Genomic DNA, 23462 nt, shown 5'->3' with positions numbered 1-23462 from the left:
ATTTCTCACGACTGGAAGATCTCGTTGAAACTGTTTTTGATCAATTTAGATGCTGGCAAAAACCAAATCACCAACTTCAACGATTATGCGCAATTATTTAAGACGCTCTGTATAGTATCCATGTTTTCATATCACCTCAATGGATTCAAAAGTGTCTCTTTGAAAGGTCTCTTGCTTACACAACTTTCGTATTCTTTGGGCAGGCCGAGCTCGACCGACTCTTTTAACAATAAATACGATCAGCGCTGCATTTTTTGTTCAGGATATGTGTTGTGTGTAGTTGCCAGGGGATAGACAAAGGGCGTTCATGTCAGGGTGGAATTGTTTGAGAAAAGGCTCCCCGAATCCGCCGATACCTGCAACCGGGGCGGTTTATCCGCCTTCGCAGAAGACCACGGGCTTGCCAGTGGATGAATGTGCAAACAATTGTTGTACTACGGCGTGATGTCGCCCAAAGCCTAAGGCGGATAGCCGCCGCGTAGCCGAATGCGAAGACGGGTATTTTGGGGGACCACGGGTTTACCCGTGGGGTTCCATCGGGGAACGGTAAGAGGAGAGAAAAAAAGAAATATTCAAGTGTGGATTCTTAAGCCGTACGCTCATTTCCGGGCATTTCAGCCGGCAGGGTGGTCACCGGCAATGTGACCGTAAAGGTGGCCCCCATTCCCTCCCTGCTGTGCACCCGGATCTTGCCGCCGTGCTTCGCGATGATGCCCTGGGACACACTCAGGCCCAGACCCGTTCCCTTGCCTTTGGCCTTGGTGGTAAAAAAAGGATCGAAGATGGATCCCAGGACATACTCCGGTATACCTTTTCCGAAATCGATGACCTTCACGGCCACGTAGTTCGGCTCGTCCGCGGGAAGGGCGAGGACCTGGATCTTTCCTCCCTTTTCAGACGCATCAATGGCATTCAGGATGAGGTTCAGGAACACCTGCCTGAGTTGTTGACTGTCTCCATGGATCCGGGGGAGATGATCGGTGGCCTTGAACTCGATCTTGATCCCCGAAAGCTTGATCTGGTTGGAAGCGAGCGCGATGGTGTCCTCTAGGAGTTCCTTCAGATCCAGGGTTTCTACCTGGGCCCCGCTCTCCCGGGCGAAATCCAGCAGGTTGCTGATGATGTCCCTTGAGCGGTCCGCTTCCTTCACTACGTCCTCGACCATTTCCTTGCGCTCTTCGTCCGTAAGGGTTTCATAATCCTCCAGGAGCATGTGGGCGGTGAGGGTTATATTGTTCAAGGGGTTGTTCAATTCATGGGCCACGCCGGCCGTCAAGGTGCCCACAGCCCGCATTTTATGGGACTGGATGAGTACGGCCTCCCGCCGCTCCAACTCCAGGAGCATCTGGTTGATGGCCAGGGCCAAATCAGTGAATTCATCCCTGAAGCTGCGGGCGGGTGTAATGGGAGAAAAATCACCGGCGGCGATACGGCTGGCGTATTTCATGAACCGGTTGATGTTTCCCAGGATGCGGCTCCCCAGGAGGTAGGCGTTGGCGGCCATGAAGATGAGCAGGAAGAAAAGGGCGTAAATGTGGACGTTTCTGGATCGGAGAATGGTCTTTGAAAGGGCTGCCTTCTCTCTGGCAATAAGGTCCTGGGCGACGGAGACGAGTTTCTGGCCGTGTTTTCTCAGGGCCACCTCGATTTCCTTCTTTCTGCGGGCATGCCTCGGGCCGGGCTGGTCCTCCCGTTTCAGCGCCACTAGTTCTTCGAGAAGGCTCTCGTACTGTTCGAGATTAGGGAAAATGGGGGACATGCTTCTCTTTCCCAGGATGGCATTCAATTCCTCCGCATTCCTGTTGGAAATTTCCCGGGCCTTGTAAACGTTTTCCAGGGCATCGCTCAAATTCGTGCCGTAAAGGAAGTAATTTTTCTCAAACCGCCTGGCCTGCTGGATCTCGATCATGAAGTCGTTGACGATCTCCAGAAAGCGAAGTTTGTCTTCCACCTGGTACATGGTCAATACCAGGGCCGTGGCGATCCCCGCTGCAAACAGCAAGACAAGGAAGAACCCCAGGTAGATCTGGAGGCGAAGGCTATAGTGCCTTCGGGCCAGGAGTGCTTTTCGGGCTTGTTCAGCGGCCTTGATGCGCTCGTAGCGGTCTCCCAAAGCTCCCTGCTCTTCCTGTGCTTCGGGAGCAGATGATGATTCCTTTGGGTTCATTCCGTCTCCTGATCTCCTCCTCTAGGAAGCCTTTGTTTCCGCGAACCCGAAATCCAGGGGAGAGCCAAGGGCCTCCGCGGCCCTCGCAATCACCTTTCGCAAATCATCGGGCTTGAAAGGCTTGGAGATGAAGTCGAAGGCGCCCTTTTCCATGGCCTCCCTCGCAACGGCCATCATGGCGTAACCCGTGATCATGATCACCTTGGTCCGGGGCGATTTTTCCCGAACCTCTTCCAGGATCTGCATCCCGTCGATCTCATCCATCCTGATATCGGTGACCACGATATCAAAGGTCTTTTGATGGATACGCTCCAGGGCCTCCCTCGGGTCCTCAAAGACCTCCACCCGGCAACCGATCTTGGTTAGGGCCGGTTTGAGTCTCTTGCCCACGATGGCCTCGTCATCAACAAGCAGGACATCCAGACCTTCTTCAGACATGATGATTTCCCCTTTCTTCAGTTGATGCCGCGGGAGCCGTCTCCCGGGGCCGTTCAGGCCTAGCGGAAGCTTTCGGCCGCCTGCCGAAAAATGTCGTTGATGACATGGACTTCCACATAGTCGACCCCCGGAATCCCCCCGGCCAGTTCCTTGATGGCCTCCGCCTTCTTTCTCTTTTCCCTTTTCAGGGCCTTGGTTTCCACCACCACCGTGGTACCATCCGCCCGCACCTTAACATCCGTGAAACGTTCCAGCAAGGCGGAGCGAACACGGCTGGCCAGTTCCCGATCCTTCATGCACTTGATGGAATAGGTCATGGGTTTGAACCTTCGATAAGACACGGTCTCCACGATGGTCTTTACGGCCTCGTCCGCATCGATCTGGCTCAGGCTTATAACCATATCGTAAAGGGAGGGATCGGTCTCATCAATACCATAGACACCCAGCGACCAGCGCTTCTGAAGGGCCTCCTCGCGCTTGTTCAACCGGGCGGCCTTCTCCGGCGGCACACCCTTCTCAGAGGCGGTCAGCTTAACCCACTCCTCAGGGTCCGCGAGGATTCGAATCTTGAGCACATGGGAGACGCCGAGGACGTAGAGGTGGGCGGCCAGGCCGTGGCAAACCACCCTGTCCCGGGAAAGCTCTGAAAGCACGGCCGCCTCGATATAGGCCAGGTAACGGGCGTGATTTTTTGAGGAGATCCCGAAAAGGGAGGGGGATTCCCTCAGGGCTTTTTCCAGTCGATCTTCCGGGAGATCATGGGAGGCCGCCACGGCCTTGAGGAGTTCCCGGTCCAGGTATTCGTATCCCAAGGCCTCGGCCGTCTTTTCGGCCACCTCGCGGCCTTTCCTGTAAGAATCCGAAGAGACGATGATCACGGACATGGCTTTTCCTCACTTACGGGTGATTTCGGTTTTCCGGGACCCCTCCCCTCATACTGCATTCGGCGGTGGAGTCGTCTCGGCATGCACCTCAAGGTTATTGATCCCCTCGATGTGCTGACGCAGTTCCCTGGTCTTTTTCCTGAGTTTCTGGAGCTGGCGGTCTCCTCCCTTTGCGTAAACGAGGACATTGCCGTACTCGCTGGTGACAGCCACGTCGGGAAAGTGTTCCACCAGTTCCGCCTTGATAAGGCACGAAAGGGCCAGATCGTCCATCTTCTGCTGGGATTCGGGCGTGGGATTGAACGCTTCCCGCTGTGCGGCCTGGCATATGAAATCCACGGCATCCTCCACAGTGAGCCTGTCGATATGAACCACCAGGTCATAGAGGTTGCTGTCCCACGGGTCCACCCCGTAAAGGCTCTTGGTCCACTTGCGGCGCTCCTCATCATCCTTCAGGATGAGACTCCGCGCCTCCTCCTTGCTCACGCCTTCCCGGGCCATCTCACTGGCCACCCGGTCCTCGAGATTTGCGATGACCCGGACCTTGAGGACATGGGGAACGCCCTTGAGCAACAGGTGACCCGCCAGCCCGTGGTAAACCACCCCGTCACCCTTAACCCGTTGCGTCAATGCGCACTGGATATAGGCGATGTAAGTGCGTTTGTCCCGGCTGAATCGCTTCAGGATGGAGGGAGCATCATGAATGGCCCTGATCAACTTGATTTCATCGATCTTGAAGTGGTCGCTTGCATCCAGGAGCACTTCACGGCTGATGCAAGTATAACCCAGCCGCGCCGCGACCTTCTCAGCCACTTCCTGGCCCTTGCTGAAGGATCCCCGGGATATGGTAATAATTGCCATTGCTTTTCCTCCTCTGAGCCTGACAACTTACAGGCCGTAAAAGACAGCAATCGTTCCGATCATGACCACGAGAAACACCACGCTCACCACGCTTCCCGCCTTCATGAAATCCACGCTTCGATACCGGCCGGGTCCCATGTAGAGGGCATTGACCTGGTGAGTGGGAAGGATGAAGGAATTGCTCGTGGCCAGGCCCACCACCAGAGCCGCCATCCTGGGATCCGTATGAGCGGCCATGGCCATGTTCACCACCAGGGGCACCAGAAGGACGGTCGCCCCAACGTTTGAAATTACCAGGGTGAAAACCGTGGAGAGCACCCCGATGACCGTGAGCAGTACGATGGGTTTAACCGTGCCGATGGCCCCCAGGACCGTATGGGCGATCCAGGCCGCCGTCCCTGTCTTCTCGGTGGCGATCCCGAGGGGTATAAGCCCACCGAGGAGAAAGACGGTTCGCCAGTCCACTGACCTGTAGGCTTCATCGATCGTAAGCACGCGGGTGAGAATCATGCCCAGGGCGCCGGTCATAAGGCTCACGGATAGCTGGATCTTGAAAAACATCACCATGGTGAGGGCCAGGGCCAGCCAGAAGGCGGCAAAGGCGGCCTTCTCGGGTCTCATGAGCTCCACGTCGATGGGGGTTGTGAACAGGAGGCTCCCTTCCCCCTGCAGGAGCTGAAGGCGTTTCCAGGTCCCGTGAATGAGAATGGCGTCTCCTACCCGCAGCAGCATGTCGTTTATCTCCGCCCGGTAGATCTCACCCTGCCGGTAAATGGCCAGGGGCGTGACCTGGTAACGGTCCTGAAGATTCACCTGTCCCAAGGTCTTGCCCGCCAGCGGTGACCTGGGCGCTACGACGGCCTCAACGACCCCGGACTGGGAATCTTCCACCTCACTCTTGAAGGTTTCAAGCTCCTTTTTCAGCACCATGCCTTCCACTTCCGCCATCCGCCGGACATCCTTTTCCCTCCCATAGACGGCCAGATCGATGTTGGAGCGCACCTCCACCTCCGGGGCCGGGGAGACCACCTTGAAATCAGGCGGCTCGGTGATGGCAACGACGTTGACCAGGTAACGCCGCCTCAGGTCCCTGACCAGCACGGGATCGCGGTAATAGGTGAAATCTTCGGGCGTGTGGAGTTCGTAAAGTTCGCCCATGTCCTCCAGGACCTTGTCAGGTTGGGTTTTCGTGCCGTTTTCCTCCTCTTCCTCCTCCTCACCCTGTGGGAGGATGAAACGCCCGAAGAGAATGAACACGACGATCCCGCTTACCACCAGCGACAGGCCGACGGGGGTTACATCGAAGAGAGAGAAGGGTTTGAGCTTGAATGGTTCCAGCAGGTCGTTGAGCAGGATCAAGGGACTTGAACCCACCAGGGTGATGGTTCCCCCCAGGATGGCACTGAACCCGATGGGCATCAGGAGGCGGCTGATCGGGATCTTCAGGGATTTGCTGATGCGTTGGATCGCGGGGAGAAACAGGGCGGCGGCCCCGATATTCTGCATGAAGCTCGAAATCCCCGCAACGGTCAAAGATATGGCGATTACGATGCGGGACTGGCTCCTTCCCGCCACGCGCAGGATTGGAGCCACCAGCTTGTTGATAATCCCCGTCTTGTCAAGTCCTGCGCCTATGATGATCACCGCGATGATGGAAACCACCGCATTACTGCTCAACCCGATGAAGGCCTCCTTGGGGGTCACCAGGTGGAGGAGAGGCAAAATCACCATCATAAGGATAGCCACCACGTCCACCCTCACCCATTCCACCACGAACAGGAAGACCGCTAATCCGATTATTCCCATGACCAGGATCATTTCGTTCGTCAATGACTGCATGAATACACCTTTCCTCTTGAAGCGTTATTTCGGCCTTCTCCCTTTCCGGTAATCCGGGCCTCTCCGTCTCCTGCTAACCGTCAACAGGGAACACTCCAGGGTTCCCGCGAGTTTTTTCAGCCAGTGGGTCCGCTGGGATCCTCCGCTTTCCGGAAGGTCTTCGCCGCTCCCCCAGATGACGGCCTGAAAGGGCGGTTTTTCGGCCAGGAACTTCAGGAACTCCTGGGTGGGATCTCCGACCCGCAGAGCAACGCTCACCGGGATTCCGTCATGTAAAAATTGAGCGGCAAAATCGCTCATCGTTTTGCTTACCCGATCCTCGAGCCGGTGCAGGGAGTTTCTCTTGACATCCAGGAAGGCCCGTTGCGGAAAGGTCATCTCCACCAACATCAGGAAAGTGACTTCCGCATCCATGCGGAGCGCCAACTCCCGGGCATAACGAAGGGCCTCTGTGCAGACCTTCTCGTTTTCAAAAACAACCAGGGTTCTCTGAAACATGGGCCGCCCTCGACATGCTAGACAAGGCAGTACCCAGCAAGGACCATGCCGGGAGACGCATGGGTTTATCTCTTTGTAATTACGTGAAAAAACTAGTTGAAGGCCGATGGCGCAAGGAAGCGCTTTGTTGCACTTTGCAACTCCTGTCTTTAGGTGAGGGGATGAATCGGGGTATTTACAGAGGAAAGATTAGATTGTTGCAATTTGTATCACTGAGGTTGCATTTTGTATCGAATCAGCTCAAACCATACTTCTTCATCTTTCTCCAAAGGGAAGCCCTGTCGATACCCAGGATCTCGGCCGCCCTGGTACGGACACCGCCTGTAAGCTTGAGGACGTGGCGAATGTAATCCCGTTCCAGATCTTCGAGACTCATCAATTGTCCCGGAGGACGGCTGTAGTCGTGGAGATCGAGATCTGCAAGGTCAGGGGGAAGGTCCCGGACCTGGATGGTTTCGCCCTTGCATACGGCCACTGCCCGCTCGATGATGTTTTCAAGTTCCCGGACGTTGCCCGGAAAGGCGTAGCCCTTGAGAAGGTCCATGGCATCGGTTGAGATGGCCTTCACGGTCTTTTTCATTCGTCTTTGGGCCCTTGCCAGGCAGTGGTAGGCAAGGAGGGGAATGTCTTCCTTTCGTTCGCAAAGTCTTGGCAGTTCGATGGTAACCACGTTCAGGCGGAAGAAGAGGTCTTGGCGGAAAATGCCTTCTGAAACAGAGGCCTTAAGGTCCCTGGCTGTAGCGGCCAGGACCCTGACATCCAGGGAAGACGGCTTGGTACCGCCTACCCGGAGGACCTCCCTTTCCTGCAAGACACGCAGGAGCTTGACCTGCATTGAAAGAGGCATCTCCCCGATCTCGTCCAGTAATATCGTACCGCCGTTCGCAGCCTCCAGCAGTCCGATTTTACGGCTCGTGGCTCCGGTGAAGGCCTCTCGTTCGTGGCCGAAGAGTTCGTTGGCGACAAGTTCCTCGCTGAGGGCTCCGCAGTTGAAGGCCACGAAAGGTCCTCCAGCCCGCGGGCTCCGGGCGTGAATCGCACGGGCCACGAGTTCTTTCCCTGTTCCTGATTCCCCGGTGATCAATACGCTGCAATCCGTCGGCGCAATCTGCCGTATCACCTCTTCCACCCGGGCCATCTTGGGACTCTTACCGATGATGAAGGGCCGATCTTCTTCACTCGAACGACTTCCCTCTCTCCTCAAAAAAATCTCCCCCAGGGCCTTATCCACAATCTTTCGGACCTGCTCCGGGGTGAAAGGCTTGGAAAGGTAATGGTACGCTCCCTGCCTGGTGGCCTCAACCGCCCCATCCAGGCTTGCATAGCCAGTGATAAGGATGACCTCGATTCCAGGTGCGAGGCGTTTCGCACGATTCAGGAGAGCGAGGCCGTCCATGTAAGGCATCCTGATGTCGGTGATAATGAGGTCGTAAGGAGCCTTCTCTAAGCGCTCCAGGGCACGAACAGGATTAGAAAAGGTGGAAACCCGGTGTCCGTCCTTTTCCAGGATACGCCTCAGGTGCTTGAGCGCCACCGCTTCATCATCGATTACCAGGATACGGGCCCTGGGTTTATGGTGCTCTGTCTGCCGGGATGAATTATTCATAGGGGTACAAGCGGAAACTCTTCTCCCTGTGCATGGAGTAGGGGGTGTCCCCGGGATGATCGGCCGGTTACCCGAAAAATCTTCCCTTCCAGTGTGAACACTTCGGGTCTTACGAGGGATCCATGGACCTACCAGGCCTTTCCCTGGATGATCTTCTTCATCTTTTCTTCGATCTTCTTCTCTACGAGCATCATCTTCTGGGCGTGGGCCTCCTTGATCTTCTCGGTCAAAATTTTTAAGTCAGCGGGCTTTTCGATGAAATCCATGGCCCCAAGCTTCATGGCCTCGATCCCCTTGTCCAGGCTGGCATAACCCGTGAGCAGGATCACCTGGATATCCGGGTTTCGTTTCTTGAGGGCCTTGAGGACTTCCAAACCGTCCATCCCGGGCATCATGAGATCAAGCACCACCGCGTCAAAGGATTCTTCGTCCGCCCTTTTCAATGCCTCCTCGGCCGAAGTGGTGGTTTCCACGTCCATGTCCCTGTCCCGCATCCGCTCCGCGAGCGTATCCAGGAAATCCTCTTCGTCGTCCACGAGCAAGACTTTTTCGGGCATGATAGTTCCCCCTTTTTGTGGTTGAAGGTGTTTCGATCAATGTTCCCGGTTCCCCGGGAGTATGAGGTCCAGGGTCCCGGTCCCCGCATCAAGGTGGATCTCTCCGCCAAGGGACTCGAGCAAGGTCTTCTCTCTGGCCCCAGGAAAAGATCCTTCGACCTCGCCGGCCATACCTTCCAGGCGGATAAAAGAAACCCTCCCGCCCTTCTCCGATTCCCGGGTCTTTAGGACCACGGTTTTTCCAGGGCCGGGTGCGTTCATGGTGAAATCCAGACAGAGGTAGAGAAGGTTCTGGAGAAAGAAGGGATTCGTTTCGATCATTACAGGCCTTTCAGGGGGCCTTACCTCCAGGACGATTCCCCGCATGGCGGCGAAGCGGTTCGAAAGGGCCGCTGAAAGGGTGACAGCGTCACCGAGATCAATGGACCTTGCGGGTTCATCCACGCTGTGGGCGAATGTGTTCATGTTTTTCACGATACCGTCCGCCCGCCAGACCTGTTTTACGATCTTACCTGCATGAGTCTTGAGCCTCTGGGGATCGACGGGCTTACCTTCTTCCGCCATGGCGGCAAGGTCCTGAAGAAGCCCGGCGCTCTCGTTTATAATGGCCAGGGCATTCTTGATTTCGTGAGAGATGGATGCCGACATCTTTCCAAAAAACTGGAGACCGGCTTCACCGATTATATTTGATTTCGAATTCATAGTATCCTTTCATCGTCCTTTCCCGGGAAAGGGCCTTTGAAATCCGCTCCTTGTCTCCCGGCTCCTATACGAGAACCGGGAAACCCTCCTGGTCCCGGCCGCTAAGGTTCAATGCCGCGGATACCGGACTTCTCTTAGCCGGCTCCGAGGGCCGCCTTCATCTTCTCGATGAGGGATTCGATGTGGACAGGTTTGACCAGGTAATTTCCCTCTCCCGCTTCAGCCGTACCTGCCCTGAAATCGTCCTCGGATCCATGGCCGGTAAGGAAGATGAATTTCATTTCGGGATTGCGTTCCTGGAGTTTCGTCTTCAACGTAAGCCCGCTCATCCGGGGAATCTTCACGTCAAGGACGGCCAGATCGTAGGATGTGCTCTCGGCCCGCTTGAGCGCTTCTTCCCCGCTCGTCACCCAGTCCGCTTCTATCCCCCGCAAAGAGAGCCGCTCCGCCATGGTGGAGACCAGTTCTTCTTCGTCATCCACCAGTAATACGCGCATCATGGTTTTATCTCCTTTTCTTCATTTGGAGGGGCAATCGTATCGTAAAACTCGTCCCCTCCCCGGGCTTACTCTTCACCCCGATGCTGCCCCCGATCTCCTGAACAAGGCCGGAGGTAATGGAGAGGCCGAGACCTGTTCCCCCTCTGTTGGTCTTGGTGGAAAAAAACGGCTCAAAGACCCGCTTGAGGTCCGATTCGGGGATTCCGCAGCCATCATCCGTGATGGTGACAGAAACCGAGTCCTCGTCCTCCTGCTTGATCGAGATGTCAAGGTGGCCGCCGTCGTCCATGGCTGCAAAAGCATTGTTGATCACGTTGAGGAATATCTCCTGCAGCCTTCCCCTGTCGCTTTCAATGGGAGGGATGCCGTCTTCCTGGTCCACGGTGATGGAGATGGAGCGGTATTCCGCCTCCTTTCCGAGAAACCCCAGGACCTCATGAATGATCTGGTCCAATCTGATATCGCTTGCGATCACATCTTCCCGGCGCATGAAACTCAGGAGTCTCCGGGTGATGGCCGCGCAACGGTCCACTGATACGATCACGGAATCCACGAGCTTTATCAATTTTTCGTCCCGGTCGCACGGCTTCTCCCTCAGGTTGATGATATCCTTGATCAGCCCGGCCTTTTCGTTGATGATGGCGAGGGGATTGTTGATCTCATGGGCCACGCCGGCAGCCAGTTTTCCGATCGTGGCCATCTTGTTGGAGTACTCCACCTGGTGGAGGGTCATGACCCGCTTCTGGTCCGCCACGTGGATCTTGTTCACGAGATAGGTGGCGACCCCGAAAACGACGCACAGGATAATCACCAGGCTGACGGAAAGGAACCCGATCAATTCCAGCCTCGATCTGTACCAGGGCTGCATGAGCTCCGCCTTGTCCTTTACGATCATGAGTATGAAGGGCGTTTCCGCAATATATGCATAGCCGATAATAAGGGGGCGGCCCTCGCGGGACCTCCCTTCAAAGACAACGGTCTTAGGTGAGTAATCCGGTACCGGCAGGGAGACATGCTCAAGGACACCTCCGTGGGAACGGGAGGGGGTCTGGAGTATGCCCTCACGATTGATCACGAAGGCGTCACCCAGTCCGCTCATTTCCAGCTTGGATAACAGCTCGTTGAACCGCTCCATCTCCAGGGTGGCCCTGAGGACGTAATTCGTCCCGTTAGGGAGGGCGTATCTTACCGCTATCACCAGGTGGGGGACCTTGCGGTACCCGAGAAAGACGTCGCTGATATAAACGCCACGCTCCCGGACCTCCCGGTACCATTCCTGGGCGCTGTAATCCTTTCCTTCAAGCTTATAGGGGCCCACGTAGGTCCTCTGGTACCCCAGGGGGTCTATCACCCCTAGGTCGGTAAACCCCCCTCCGAAGGCCTCCCTCAGGTTGTCGAGGATGGTGGCGAGCCGTCCGGGTTCGTTCAACGCCTCTAAGGAATTATCCCGGACGATGAAATCCAGGGCACTCTTTCTCTCGGCGAGAAAAAAGGAAATGGTGCGCCGGGTATTGGATACAAGGCGGGAGGTTCTCAAGAGAATCTCGGATTCAACCGACTTTTGGGTGACCTTGTAGTCCACGGCGGCGAGAAAAGCCAGGGGCAGCAACGCGACGCCCGCTGTGAGCAGTACGGCCAGTTTCCAGATCCGGCGGAAATTGAAGAGATGTTTATAGGGCCCCGCCGCGACATCCTCATGGTCCCAGAATTTTGGCCTGAGAAATCTCATGATGCATCTTTGCCCTCTCGCTGGAACGGAACTTTAAGCTCCCTGGCGGCGGGTCTCCCTCTGAAGACGGATCCGTTCGTAAGCCTTCTTGAGGGTCTCGCTCAACACGTCGATATCCACTGGTTTCTGTAAATAGGCGAAGGCCCCCAACTTCATGCAGACATCCCTGTCCGCCTCGGAACCGTGACCCGTAAGAATGATGACCTCGATTTCCGGGTGGCTCTCCTTCACCTGGCGGAGGACCTCGATGCCGTCGATCCCCGGCATCTTGAGATCGAGGATCATGACATCCGGTTCGTCCTCGTTCACCATGTTGAGGGCGGACTCCCCGTCATAAGCGACCGCCGAGCCCATGTCGCGCATGATCAGCCGCTCTGAAAGGGTCTGGACGAATTCGCGCTCGTCATCCACCAGCAGGACCTTGGAAGGCAATTCGAAATTGAACTTGCGGTAGACGTCCGCCTGGTAGAAATCTTTTCCCACCTTGGTCTCGACGGACTTGACCCCCGGCACCTTGGTCGCAATCTCCCGAAGTTCCTCTTTCACACGGCTCAGCATCAATACGTGCTTGTTGATGGTGAGCGTGACCGATCCCTCCCGGGCCTCGACGGGCACATTGTGCCCTTCGTTGGCCAGGGCGACGTCCACCCTGGCGGCAAGCAGGAAATCCTCCGCCGCTCTTCGGGAAGAGGTGGTGGGCCTGACTGCCTCCGCGGCGGCGTTTTGTTCGATCAGGGCCGCGGCGTCATCGGGACCGGTTTTGTCCGTCGGGATGACGATATCGTAAAGGGAGGAATCCCAAGGATCGTTCTTGTTAAGCAAGGCATGGACCCAGACAGCCCGATCCTCGTCCTGTTTTCGGATGAGCTTCATCGCTTCCTTTTCCGTCATCCGGTGCTCCTTCACGGCGGTAGAGATCCTGGATTTCATATCCGCGATGAGGCACACCCGTAGAACGTGGCTCACCTCCCTTGGGATGAGGTGGCTCGTGAATCCGGTTATCAGCAGGTTGTCATCGGCCAGCCCCTCGGCCACGGCCAGCCGAAGGTAAGCGATGGAGCGTTCCTTTTCATGGGTGAATCTGTTGAACACCGAGGTTTTCGAGGAAAAAGCCTTCATCATCTTGGCCTCTGGAATACCGGAGGCCTTGCTCGCCACGGCGACGATGTCCTCGTCCCGAACGAGCCTGCAGTTCAAACGTGCGAGGACCTCCTTTACCACGGATTCTCCCCCGCAAAAGGTGCCGCTGAAAATGGTTAGCGTAGACATCTGTTTTTCCCTTCCTGCTTTAAGTAATGGCTATTCGATGCGACAAACCGTCATGAGCGGACAGACTTCTTCCTGACTGTCCCTGTGGGTGTCGGCGTAGATTCCGTTGATGGCCTTCTCCATGGTCGGGTAGATATGATCTTCACCTATCCTTTCTATGAAGTGGGTTCGCCGGAGCACCGTCAGGACGGTCTCATTCACGCCGCTCATGGAAATGTCCAGTCCGGCGCTCCGCACCCTGTCCACCAGGAGTGACAGGGTTTCCTCTCCGGATGCATCGATATCATTAATGCCGTTGGAGACAAGGATGATATGTTTCAGATTAGGCCTCAACCGCATCCGTTCCGTGATTTCGTCTTCCAGATAGCTGGCATTGGCGAAAAAGAGGGGGCCGTCGAAACGTATCATGGAAATGTATTCACATTCCTTTAACCCGAAGGTGGCGCAATCCCGCAAGGACTGGTCCTCGTACCTGGCCAGTGTGGCCACCGTGGGTCTCATGCTCTTGTAAAGAAAGACGAGCAGCGATAAAACCACGCCGACCATGATCCCCTTATCCAGGTGCGGGGCGAAGGCGAGAGTGGCGATGAAGGTGATGATGGAAATTGCCCCGTCATACCACTTGGCCTCCCAGGCGTGGATGAACCCGGAGACGTTCACAAGTCCTATCACCGCCATCATGATGACCGAGGCCAGTACCGCCTGGGGTAGATGATACAGGAGGGGAGTAAAAAAGAAAAGCACGATGACCACGGCGAGACTCGTAAACACGCTGGAAAGACCCGTGACGGCCCCTGATTGGAGATTGACGGCGGAACGGGAAAAGGAACCGGAGGTGGGATAGCTTTTGGCGACGGATCCCAGGATATTCGCCAATCCCTGGCCGATCAGTTCCTGGTTGGGATCGAGCCGTTGTCCGGTCTTTGCGGCCATTGCCTTTGCAATAGAGATGGCCTCCATGAATCCCAGGAGTGAAATGATCGCGGCAAAGGGAAGGAGATGGGCCATCGCTTTGGGATCGATCTCGGGCAACGAGAAGGAGGGAAGGCCCTTCGGGATCACGCCCACCACTTCCCCCCCTCCGATCATGAGCAGCTTGTCGGGGTTGAGGGGTTTGTTGCCCACCTTTAGGTGCCAGATGCGCCCGTCTCCCTTTACCCCGGCCGGCAATTGGCCCTTGGGATAAAACTTGATCGAGCCGTCGGGCTGTTCCACTCCGTGAAAAAGCATTCTTCTTAAGGCCGCCCTCAAGGATCGGATCTCGGAATTGAGCCTCCCGATGTTGAAGGTAATAACTGTGAGAGCGTGCTCTGTGTTGAGCACCTCCACCATGTCATGGTGTTTGGAGGCCTCATCCAGGGCCTTGCTGATCTCGGTCCGCTGCTCAGCAAAGGTATCGAGATCATCCAGTTTGTCATTGAAGGCCTTGATCATTCCCCTGGCCTGGGGGAATTCGAGGCTCGAAATATCCACCACGCGGTTATGCTCGAAACCGGTGGCCCAGGAGATCACGGTGGTCACCACCACCGCCACGAGTACGTTGGGGATCTTGGGGGCGATCCTTTTCAGTCCGTACATGATGACAAAGGCCGAAATCCCCATGATAAGGGTGGGCCAATGGGTGTAATGGAGGGCCTCCCGGAAAACATTGAAAATGGTCTCGTAGTGATGCTCGGCATTGTCCACGTGCACTCCGAACAACTTGGAGAACTGGCTGGACGCGATGATAAGGGCCGCCGCATTGGTGAAGCCGTTGACCACCGGATGGGAAAGGAAGTTCACCACGAGTCCCAGCCTCAGGAGGCCAAGGGTGAACTGAAACAGGCCTACCATGAGGGCCAGGAGGATGGCATAGGTTATGTATCCTGCACTCCCCTGGGTGGCGATGGGGGCAAGGGATGCCGAAGTCATCAAGGAAACAACGGCCACGGGACCTGTGGCCAACTGGAGGCTTGAGCCGAAAAGGGCCGCGACCATGGGCGGCAGGAATGAGGCATAGAGGCCGTAATAGGGTGGGAGTCCGGCCAGCTGGGCGTAGGCCATTGATTGTGGGATCAGTACCAGTGCTACTGTCAGGCCCGAAAGGGCGTCCAGCCTGAAGGAGTCAAGTCCGTAATCCTTAAACCAACCGAGAAAAGGGAATATTCGTGTGATCATGGGCTGCTTCCGCTCCTGGATTTTTCGTTCTTCAATATCCTGCGACAGGATTCGATCAATTCGCGGTAAAGGGAACCTGCCTCGTAGAGGTTGTAAGTGTCGAATCGCACCAAACCGTCCACCATCGAAAAAAGGATCCAAGCGGTCTTTCCCGCACAGACATCTCCGATGGAACCATCCTCCTTTCCTTTGCGAATGGCCTTTTCGAAGATGTCCAGGAAACATTTATAGATTTCCTCGAGGTGTCCCCGGCACACCGGGTTCACCTCGGCAAGCTCGTATGGGTAATGGCGATGCAGGATGAGGAAACGGTCTTGCATAAGCCCGGCAAGATGCAGATACAAGCGCGCCACCCCCAGCACCATGTCCAGCCCGGTTCGGAACCGGTTCTCTTCCATGTATCGTTGGAACTCGTCCAGGATATCCTGCTTCAGCCTTTCCAAGACCGAGATGAAAAGCTCTTCCTTGCTCTTGAAGTGGTAAAATATGGTGCCCTCGGCCACTCCGGTCATCCTGCAAAGATCTGACATGGAGGTCTCCCTGAACCCTTTGCGGGAAAACAGGAGGGTGGCCGCTTCAAGGATGTCTTTTTTTCTGGAGAGTTTTGACATTGGATATCGGGCACCGGTTAATATTCAACTGAGCGCTCAGTCAGTTTTCAATACCTTCTCATTCGTCGCCCCGTCAAGAAAAATTTTTCTGTTTTCTGATCTTACCGGAGAATCGATTTCAGCGAGGTCGTCAATTAGTGTCCATCCATGAATGAGAAAAATCGGGGAAGGTCAGACCTCCGGTCCGTAAGGCCTACGCCCCGGAGGGGAAGGCGAAAATTTCAACCGCCCCGCTTAAAAAGCCAAGCGGGACGGACATCCATATATGAAGTATTTCGAGGATTAAACTACTATCGGCTGAAACCGTAAGCTTAAGGGCCAAGGGGTCAAGTGAAAAACATCTTTCTTTAAATCCCGGTTTCTCACTCGAACCCTGGGCCCCTTGAATCCTTGAACCTTACTAAAAAAACGATCCAACTAAAGTTTTCGGATGGAAAGCCCAAGATTCTCCCATTCCCTGACCGGGACATTAAAATCTGAACCAGACGCAGCCTGTCCGCCGCTGATTGGCGGACTTGTCACGCCGTAGCCATAGCGAAGGCGAAGATTGGGCAAAAAGGAGCGTTTTTCAAAGGTCTCAGATTGCGGTTGGCCATTTATGGATGGACACTAGCTAGAAAAAAATGTCGTATCCTTATGTCGTTCTAGTTAAGTATTTTTATTTTCCGGATTTTTTTCGTTTTCTGCCTATTTTCAAAATATCCGCAATATTTGCCTTCGGATCAATCACCGGTTCAATAAGAGGTTCAGAACATGTCATTAGGGTAGAAACACCCGGGCCGTGTCCTGCAAGCAGACAGTCAGAATGAACCACAATTCCAATACTGACAGCACCTTTTTTATAAGCTCTGCCATAGGAATTGTCATGATCCATCAGGGCAACAAAATCACCTAATCTTATTTTATCAAGTCTGTATTCCTTCACTGTTTCAGGATCACTTGTCATCACATCATAATCTCCTGCTGCAACATGGGCGGCTCCAACACCAGATCCCATGCACCTGGCCGGAACCAGAGTTGTAACGGGCACCTGAAGAGTTCCCTTACCGGTTTCTTTGATTTTCATTTTTTTAAGGAGTGAGGGATCAAGGTTGAACAGCCTGATACCAGGGTAATCTGTCAGTTCAAGACCTTGTCCTCTTGCTTTTACCATTATTTTATCATCATATGTCATTTTTTTCAGAACCGGCAGGTCAAAGTCAATGATGATATGTTCTGAGCCTCCATGAAGTCCTATGACAGTACCTTTCGAACCCTTTGCCTCTCCTGAAACCAGGAAGGCTTCATTGCCCACACAAGAATAAAGCTGAAGAGAGTCGTTGGGAAAATCCATGAATTTTTCCGCGTTGGCAGTACAGCTCGCGCCTGGTTCAATATGATCTCCGGCAAGTCCGAAAGCAGAATCACCCACCTGAACGTTCAATGTAATTCCTCCAATGCTAGGCAGAATAAATGGCTTTCCTTGGTGACTGACTTTCCAGCCGGGTCTGATTCTTGGCGGGCCCGGTTTGCATTCTAAAAGGAATTCAACAATTTTATTTTCGTTGGTTCTCAGCATAATATTGTCCTTATGGCCTTAGTAGTGTTTGTCAAATTAGTGTAGTGCCCATCCATAATTTTCCCCAATCTCTGCGCCTGCCTGTGCCGGACCTATCTGCCATTCCAAGGGGCAGGCAGGCACGGCAGACAGGTCAGGCTCAGATTTTAATCCTCGAAATACTTCAATGTATGGTGCCTCTGCCGCTTGGCATTCTAAAGCGGGATGGTTGAAATCTTCGCCTTCCTTGACCTTGAAAAAATTGTCTATTTATGAATGGACACTAGTGTAAATTCCACCTTCCATTCCCCCCACCGCAAAGCTCTTTCGTGATCCTGAAGCTCTCATTTAAATAGATTTTATCCTGGCATCAAGACGCCTGTTTTGGGTTTGCCTCTTGCTTTCACACCGCTTGAGCCAACTGTAAAAACCGCTGCGAGACAGCGACAATACCCGGGCACATTTCCTGAACGCTCCAAAGCGCCCGATGCTCGACTATAAACCCGAATACCTGTGCGGGTCTTCACTGCCTGGCGGCAGAGAGGCGAGAACACTGCCACGGCGTAGCTCCTGAGCGAAGCCGGGTTTCCTTTTTGTCGATGCCAAGATCCCGTTCAACCCTAGCTGCTGTGTCGCCGGGCGTGCCGTACGGTATGTCCACGTTTTTAGGGAAAGATCAAATTTTTGAGGAAAGACCAGTTCTTGACGGCTGCATTGATCATTGTTTCCATGAGCATTTTTGCTTTAATAATTTCCTTCCTTATCAGGTGATGATAAAGAGACCTTTGAAAAACGCAGCAAGCGCAGTAGTTTTTCAATACCCTGTTAGAAGGAAATTTGGGGGACTGGTTAGCAAACTGGATATTTTGTAAATTCGAAATATTTGACCTTATAGTTGGGTTGAGTAATAGAAGCGGTGTAGCAAAGGGTTGAGTCCGGCCAATAGTTTATACTCAGACAGTTCCGAAATCTCCGCAAGGGATTCAACCGAGACCGGTCCATTCCGTCCGCCGCCCATCAGGAGTATTTCATCCCCCACGGCTACTTCCGCGTCAACATTTCCTTGGATATATATATTGTTTGCAGTGACGGTTGCTACGAGTGGATAGGGGCGACCGCGGATTATGCACTGCGCCTTGTTTGCAATGTGAGAAGGATACCCGTCCGGATAACCTATGGCGCCGGTGATCATCAACTGATCCTCCTCGGCCCGATAAATACGATGATAGGCTACTGCATCCCCTTTCTTTAATATTTTGACACAGGATACCCGTGCTTTGAGTGAGAGGGCCGGTTTTAATTCGATCCGGCGTTTCCTGAACTCCTTTGTGGATGGATAATGACCGAATATCGTAATACCCGGGCGGACCAGATCCAAATGGGATTCAGGGTACTCCAGGATTGCCGCGCTGGAGGCGGCATGCCGCAGCCCAAGGTCAATGCTTTGATCTGCTGCCGATTCGACAATGGTATTGAATCGCCGAAGTTGTTCGTGATCAAAGGATTGATCCTCTGTCAGGGTCGTGAACACACCTTCTATCCGTATCTTAGAGAGCCCGGCAACGTGTCTTATATAGTCCTGAGCCGAATCATAAGGTACTCCCACACGACCCAGGCCTGTGTCAATTTTGATATGGACACGTGCCACTTTCCCCAGTCGCCCTGCAGTCTGATCCAGGTGATCAACATGATCTGTAAATACGGATTGAGAGATATTTTGGGTGATTATGGTTTCAGCTTCTTTGGGTGAAAAAGGACCGAGATTCAGAATCGGGCAGGTGATTCCGGCCTCGCGAAGCGCCACCGCTTCTCTCAAATAACCCACACAGAGGCTGTGTGCGCCGATTTTCTCCAGAAAGCGGCCGACTTCGATATGTCCGTGACCATAAGCATTACCCTTGATAACCGGCATCAACGGAACGTTACATATGTTTTGGATCTGCCGGTAGTTATGGGCGATCGCATCCAGATCCACTTCCACCCAAGGCCCGGATATCATGTCGGTGTGACGCTTTAGTTCGGTTCTGCTGCTGAAAACAACTTGTTGCATATATGCCTTTCCTCACCGGCCTCATATAAATTCATGATTATAAGCAAATAATTCAGGTGTCCCGCCGGTATGCCAAAAAACCACTGTCTCTTCGGGCTGAAAAAATCCTTTGCGAATGATATCAAACATGCCGCCCATGGCACGACCAGTGTAAACCGGACCCAGCAAAATGCCTTCCGTCCGACTGGTCGTTTCAATGGCTTCTCTTTCAAGATCCCCGGGGACGGCATATCCGGCGCCAAGATAATCGCAATTGAGCATAAAATCCTGCTCTCTGAGTTTGATGTCTGTCCCAAGCCTGTCCGCCGTTGTATTGGCAATATGGGCCAACACTGGAGGAAAAGCCGCTTTGCCCGTTTTCACCTGATCGATGCTGATTCCCAGAATCTTACCTTTAAACCCGAAAATCTCTGCGCCCAGCATCAAACCGGCTTGCGTTCCTCCGGAACTGCTGGCAACCACCACGTAATCCACCCTCAGTTCGTGCTGCCTCAATTGTTGCACCAATTCCCCCATTGCCAGAACATAACCTACGGTTCCCACATTGTTGGAGCCTCCAACGGGAATCACGTAAGGTCTGCGTCCCTCAGCGCGGAGTCTATCGGCAACCGCCTCCATTTCCGCGTCTCGCTGCTCGCGGGTACACCAGTTGACATTAGCCCCAAAGAGCCTGTCCAACAGCAAATTTCCGTCAGGCAGTTCAGGCGGTTCACCGGAAATAACCAGTTCACATGCCAACCCCGCCTTTACGGCGGCAGCTGCAGTCAACCGGCAATGGTTGGATTGTATGCCGCCGGCGGTGATCAGAGTATCGGCTCCTTTGGACAATGCATCGCCTATCAGGAATTCGAGTTTCCGGATTTTGTTGCCACCCATAGCCAGCCCGATGAGATCATCACGTTTGATGAACAATTTAGGCCCGCCCAGCTTGGCTCTCATCCTTTTCATTTCTTCAAGTGGTGTATTCATGTCCGCCAGATGGAATCGAGGCAAATTTTCTATTTTCATGGTCCCTTCTCTCTTTTGGGGGTAGTGTTTCAAAAATCGTGTAAAATTTTTTGCACCTGAAAATTCAAGGGCTTAACCTTCCCATAGAACAAAACCAAAGGTCCTGGAAGGGACCGATGAGAGGAAGGAGAAGCCCTATGGAAAAGAGGATAGCAGAGCAAGAGGTTATTGATCAAGTTGCATTTACAGATGAACTGGATGAAGATGGTTATCAGTTTGAAAATCTTGGTGATTTTCTTGCTCACATTGAGCTGGCGGTCAGAGCTTTCGTGAGGGTGATGCTTCAACAATATGCAGAGGACGAATTTATGAGGTACATAGAATAGATGCCAAGCCTGGAAGGAAGGGATGCGATTAATATTGCTGAAACTTCTTATTGGGACCCAACGGGTAACCAATCCTGTCCGGCCAAGCGTGCTGGCAGCTGGAACCGAGTGTTGCACAGTGTTGGGGTAACCCAGTCTGTGAAGCGTACACAGGGAGTCTGTAGGCCGCGTGATTGAGCCTCGAGAGATATAGTTGCGGAAGCCGACGCCGTGTGGTGAGCGGAAGGCGACATTCTGGCCACTTGGCAGCAAGGGTGGCGGGGTTCCGTCGGGGTCAAAGAGCGGGGCATGCAGGCAGTGGGGTCCTCCAGGAACCTGGCTTCCGGCTTGGAGAGCCTACAGCTCGGAGAGGAGGTCCTGTCATCTCAGCTGATGAGAGTACCGGGGTGGGGAACCCGGAGATCAAGCCCTGGCTTATGATGGGAAGTGCCTGTGCCATCATGAGAGCGAAAGAAATAGGCACCGAAGGCGGTATCTGAAGGCGAAGGCAACGAAGCCTGAGGAGAGGGGTGACAGGAAGTCGGAGCACCAAGTAATACCGTTGAAGCAGGGGCGGTGATGCACCCCGAGGCCGGCACACCATAAGGGGGAGTGATTTCACCGATTTTGATGAATATCTATCTCCATGAGGTGTTGGATAAGTGGTTTGCAGGAGAGATGAAACCGCGGCTTTCCGAGGAGGCGTACCTGATTAGGTGCGCTGACGACGCAGTGATCGTGTGTTACTGCAAGGCAGATGCAGACAGGGTCATGGCGGTACTCCCGAAACGGTTTGAGCGCTTTGCCTTGAGGCTACATCCTGAGAAGACGAGTCTGATCAGGTTCACTCGGCCAGGCCCTGGCAACAACAGGGCGGGTCGATCCGGAACCTTTGACTTCTTGGGGTTTACGCATTACTGGGTTAGGTCCCGCAAGGGTATCTGGGTTGTAAAGCGCAAGACCGCCAAGGATCGCTTTACCCGGGCCTTGAAGCGGGTTGGGCAATGGTGCCGCACCCACCGGCATTTCCCAGTCAAGGAGCAGCACCGTGTACTGGTCTTCAAGTTAAGAGAGCACGCGCAGTACTACTATATCCGAGGGAATTCCTCGGCAGTAGCCCGCTTTTACCAAGAGGTCCGGCGCAGGTGGCACAAGTGGCTCAACCGTCGCTCGCAACGACGGGGTTGAACTGGGAGCGCTTCGCCCGCCTACTGGAGAGGTACCCATTCCCGACACCGAGGCTTTCAATCTCCTAACCATGCAGCAAGGCCATACTATGAGGAGCCGGATGGGTAAATTGCGCACGTCCGGACCTGTGGGGGGAGGGGGAGAGCGATCCCCCTTTCCTACCCGACTTGACAAACGCTACTGAATCCGCCGCCGTGATGGCCTGCATGTCTGCATATCCAAAAGACCATCAATGCCATATTTCAGAAAAACTTCACGCTTCCTCCGAACCGTCCGCGGTGTCACACCCATAATGCCCGCCGCCTGAATCCATTTGATTTCACCGGCAATCGCCTTTAAAAGAACCTCCTGCACCCTCATCTCCCGCCTCCTGGCAGATTATGGATAAAATCTTTCGCTCATTTGTACCTCCTGAGCAAACTCTCTTACCCAAAATCCCCAAAAGCGGACATATCATTCGCTATCGACACGAATAATTTTGCACTTGACAAATTACCATAATTAACTTAAACAGAATCCTGGATTCAGGATTCAAAATCCTGAATCCAGGATTCTAATGAAATACATTTTACCTATAAAGACCAGTTGGAGGTGAAATAGTGATAGATCTAAAGCGAAATTTCAAAACCCTTGAACAACGTGCTTATGAAGCAATTAAAGATTTGATCCTTTCCGGTGAATTAAAGCCTAACGTGCGTTTGACTGAAGAAAAAATGGCTAAAACACTTGGGGTTAGCCGAACGACTGTCAAGAAGGCTTTTATCAGGCTCAAAGAAGAATATTTACTTGAAGATGCTCCATCCCAGGGGGTTCAGATTAAACTATCGAGTATGGAGGAATGCCTGGAGGCTTACGAAGTCAGAGAGGTTTTGGAGGGTCTGGCTGGAAGAATAGCGGCTCGATGCACAGATGAAAAAATCGTTTCAAAGATGATAGAAGAATTCGAAAAACTCCGCTCAGACGGAGAGGAAATGGATATGAATGAATTTGAACGTCTGAATTACAATTTTCACAAGATGCTTGCTGATAGCTATGAAAACAAATCCATCACAAAATTTATCATGACATTGTTGATGAATACTAAGTCCTTCCATCACGATCGGCAAATCAGATCGTTTTATGCGGAAGGATCCGTAAATGAACATCTGGATATCCTCTATGCCATAAAAAACCGTGACGAGACACAGGCTGAACATTTGGCCCGTAGACACGTAAAAAATGTCAGAGAGGCCTTTGTTAGGATCTTTGAAGTATCTGATAAGAAATGGGTAAGTAGATGAATTCGAAGTGAAAAGCGAGCAGAGTTGAACAAAAAAACAAAATGATTGAACCGGGGTTAGGGGAGTTCAACATGAAAACCGAAAGAGTTGAAACGGACGTATTGTGTGTAGGGGGAGGGATTGCCGGTTTGATGGGTGCTATCAGAGCTGCTGAACTTGGGGCAAGAGTAGTGGTTGCCGAAAAGGGAAATGTCAAATACAGCGGGTCAGGTCGAGCCGGAAACGACCATTTTTGGGCGTATATCCCAGAATATCATGGTCAGGACATGGACCTCT

21 protein-coding genes and 1 pseudogene are annotated in these 23462 nt (G+C 53.5%); 4 read left to right on the top strand and 18 right to left on the bottom strand.

The genetic code is table 11. The annotated features are described in order from the left end of the window. Positions 1 to 586: 586 nt before the first annotated feature. The 17 genes from JRF57_11620 to JRF57_11540 all read right to left on the bottom strand — a co-directional run bounded on the left by JRF57_11620 (position 587) and on the right by JRF57_11540 (position 20413). Positions 587 to 2167 carry a HAMP domain-containing histidine kinase gene (locus JRF57_11620; GenBank protein ID MBW2304347.1) on the bottom strand — a complete coding sequence of 527 codons (1581 nt, stop codon included), beginning with the start codon at positions 2165 to 2167 and terminating at the stop codon, positions 587 to 589. Positions 2168 to 2188: 21 nt separating this feature from the next. Next, positions 2189 to 2605 (bottom strand): response regulator, encoded by a 417-nt coding sequence (locus tag JRF57_11615; protein MBW2304346.1) that lies wholly within the window; start codon positions 2603 to 2605, stop codon positions 2189 to 2191. A gap of 59 nt (positions 2606 to 2664) precedes the next feature. Continuing rightward, on the bottom strand, positions 2665 to 3489 hold the full coding sequence (locus JRF57_11610) for a cytidylate kinase-like family protein (protein MBW2304345.1): 825 nt from the start codon (positions 3487 to 3489) through the stop codon (positions 2665 to 2667). 48 nt (positions 3490 to 3537) lie between these two features. Next, positions 3538 to 4350 carry a cytidylate kinase-like family protein gene (locus JRF57_11605; protein ID MBW2304344.1) on the bottom strand — a complete coding sequence of 271 codons (813 nt, stop codon included), beginning with the start codon at positions 4348 to 4350 and terminating at the stop codon, positions 3538 to 3540. 27 nt (positions 4351 to 4377) lie between these two features. Further along, on the bottom strand, positions 4378 to 6189 hold the full coding sequence (locus tag JRF57_11600; GenBank protein ID MBW2304343.1) for an SLC13 family permease: 1812 nt from the start codon (positions 6187 to 6189) through the stop codon (positions 4378 to 4380). 24 nt (positions 6190 to 6213) lie between these two features. Continuing rightward, positions 6214 to 6687 (bottom strand): universal stress protein, encoded by a 474-nt coding sequence (locus JRF57_11595; protein ID MBW2304342.1) that lies wholly within the window; start codon positions 6685 to 6687, stop codon positions 6214 to 6216. Positions 6688 to 6922: 235 nt separating this feature from the next. Then, positions 6923 to 8293, bottom strand: a complete 1371-nt coding sequence (locus JRF57_11590; GenBank protein ID MBW2304341.1) for a sigma-54-dependent Fis family transcriptional regulator — start codon at positions 8291 to 8293, stop codon at positions 6923 to 6925. A gap of 128 nt (positions 8294 to 8421) precedes the next feature. Then, entirely contained in the window at positions 8422 to 8850 is a 429-nt protein-coding gene (locus tag JRF57_11585) for a response regulator (GenBank protein MBW2304340.1), read from the bottom strand. A gap of 36 nt (positions 8851 to 8886) precedes the next feature. Next, positions 8887 to 9552 carry a histidine kinase gene (locus JRF57_11580; GenBank protein MBW2304339.1) on the bottom strand — a complete coding sequence of 222 codons (666 nt, stop codon included), beginning with the start codon at positions 9550 to 9552 and terminating at the stop codon, positions 8887 to 8889. A gap of 134 nt (positions 9553 to 9686) precedes the next feature. Continuing rightward, positions 9687 to 10049, bottom strand: a complete 363-nt coding sequence (locus JRF57_11575; protein MBW2304338.1) for a response regulator — start codon at positions 10047 to 10049, stop codon at positions 9687 to 9689. 7 nt (positions 10050 to 10056) lie between these two features. Beyond that, the gene (locus JRF57_11570; protein MBW2304337.1) at positions 10057 to 11781 is read right to left on the bottom strand and encodes a two-component sensor histidine kinase; all 1725 of its coding nucleotides are present in this window, start codon (positions 11779 to 11781) and stop codon (positions 10057 to 10059) included. Between the two features lie 33 nt (positions 11782 to 11814). Continuing rightward, the gene (locus JRF57_11565; GenBank protein ID MBW2304336.1) at positions 11815 to 13050 is read right to left on the bottom strand and encodes a response regulator; all 1236 of its coding nucleotides are present in this window, start codon (positions 13048 to 13050) and stop codon (positions 11815 to 11817) included. 30 nt (positions 13051 to 13080) lie between these two features. Then, complete coding sequence (locus JRF57_11560; GenBank protein ID MBW2304335.1) at positions 13081 to 15207, bottom strand: SulP family inorganic anion transporter; 2127 nt, start codon at positions 15205 to 15207, stop codon at positions 13081 to 13083. Further along, positions 15204 to 15818, bottom strand: a complete 615-nt coding sequence (locus JRF57_11555) for a TetR/AcrR family transcriptional regulator (GenBank protein MBW2304334.1) — start codon at positions 15816 to 15818, stop codon at positions 15204 to 15206. Before JRF57_11555 ends, JRF57_11560 begins: the two co-directional genes overlap by 4 nt. A gap of 658 nt (positions 15819 to 16476) precedes the next feature. Then, entirely contained in the window at positions 16477 to 17376 is a 900-nt protein-coding gene (locus tag JRF57_11550; GenBank protein ID MBW2304333.1) for a DUF4438 domain-containing protein, read from the bottom strand. Positions 17377 to 18244: 868 nt separating this feature from the next. Continuing rightward, positions 18245 to 19405 (bottom strand): alanine racemase, encoded by a 1161-nt coding sequence (gene alr / locus JRF57_11545; protein ID MBW2304332.1) that lies wholly within the window; start codon positions 19403 to 19405, stop codon positions 18245 to 18247. Between the two features lie 21 nt (positions 19406 to 19426). Further along, positions 19427 to 20413: a D-cysteine desulfhydrase family protein gene (locus JRF57_11540; protein MBW2304331.1), complete on the bottom strand. Its 987-nt coding sequence runs from the start codon at positions 20411 to 20413 to the stop codon at positions 19427 to 19429. Between the two features lie 137 nt (positions 20414 to 20550). On the opposite strand from JRF57_11540, the gene JRF57_11535 reads away from it, so the two are divergent. Both JRF57_11535 and JRF57_11530 read left to right on the top strand, forming a co-directional pair. Then, complete coding sequence (locus tag JRF57_11535) at positions 20551 to 20739, top strand: hypothetical protein (protein MBW2304330.1); 189 nt, start codon at positions 20551 to 20553, stop codon at positions 20737 to 20739. Between the two features lie 558 nt (positions 20740 to 21297). Continuing rightward, positions 21298 to 21974, top strand: a pseudogene (locus JRF57_11530) (hypothetical protein). Positions 21975 to 22083: 109 nt separating this feature from the next. On the opposite strand, the gene JRF57_11525 reads toward JRF57_11530, so the two are convergent. After that, positions 22084 to 22260, bottom strand: coding sequence for a helix-turn-helix domain-containing protein (locus JRF57_11525; GenBank protein ID MBW2304329.1), 177 nt, complete (start codon positions 22258 to 22260; stop codon positions 22084 to 22086). 245 nt (positions 22261 to 22505) lie between these two features. Between JRF57_11525 and JRF57_11520 the strand changes: the two genes are divergently transcribed. Further along, positions 22506 to 23186 carry a GntR family transcriptional regulator gene (locus tag JRF57_11520; GenBank protein MBW2304328.1) on the top strand — a complete coding sequence of 227 codons (681 nt, stop codon included), beginning with the start codon at positions 22506 to 22508 and terminating at the stop codon, positions 23184 to 23186. A 71-nt stretch (positions 23187 to 23257) separates the two neighbouring features. Further along, positions 23258 to 23462: FAD-binding protein (locus JRF57_11515; GenBank protein MBW2304327.1), on the top strand; the 205-nt coding region annotated here is incomplete at its 3' end.

The organism is Deltaproteobacteria bacterium, assembly GCA_019310525.1.
Classification (GTDB): domain Bacteria; phylum Desulfobacterota; class DSM-4660; order Desulfatiglandales; family HGW-15; genus JAFDEE01.
Note: the sequence above shows the minus strand (reverse complement) of the source record. Positions and strands in the feature narration are given on the sequence as shown.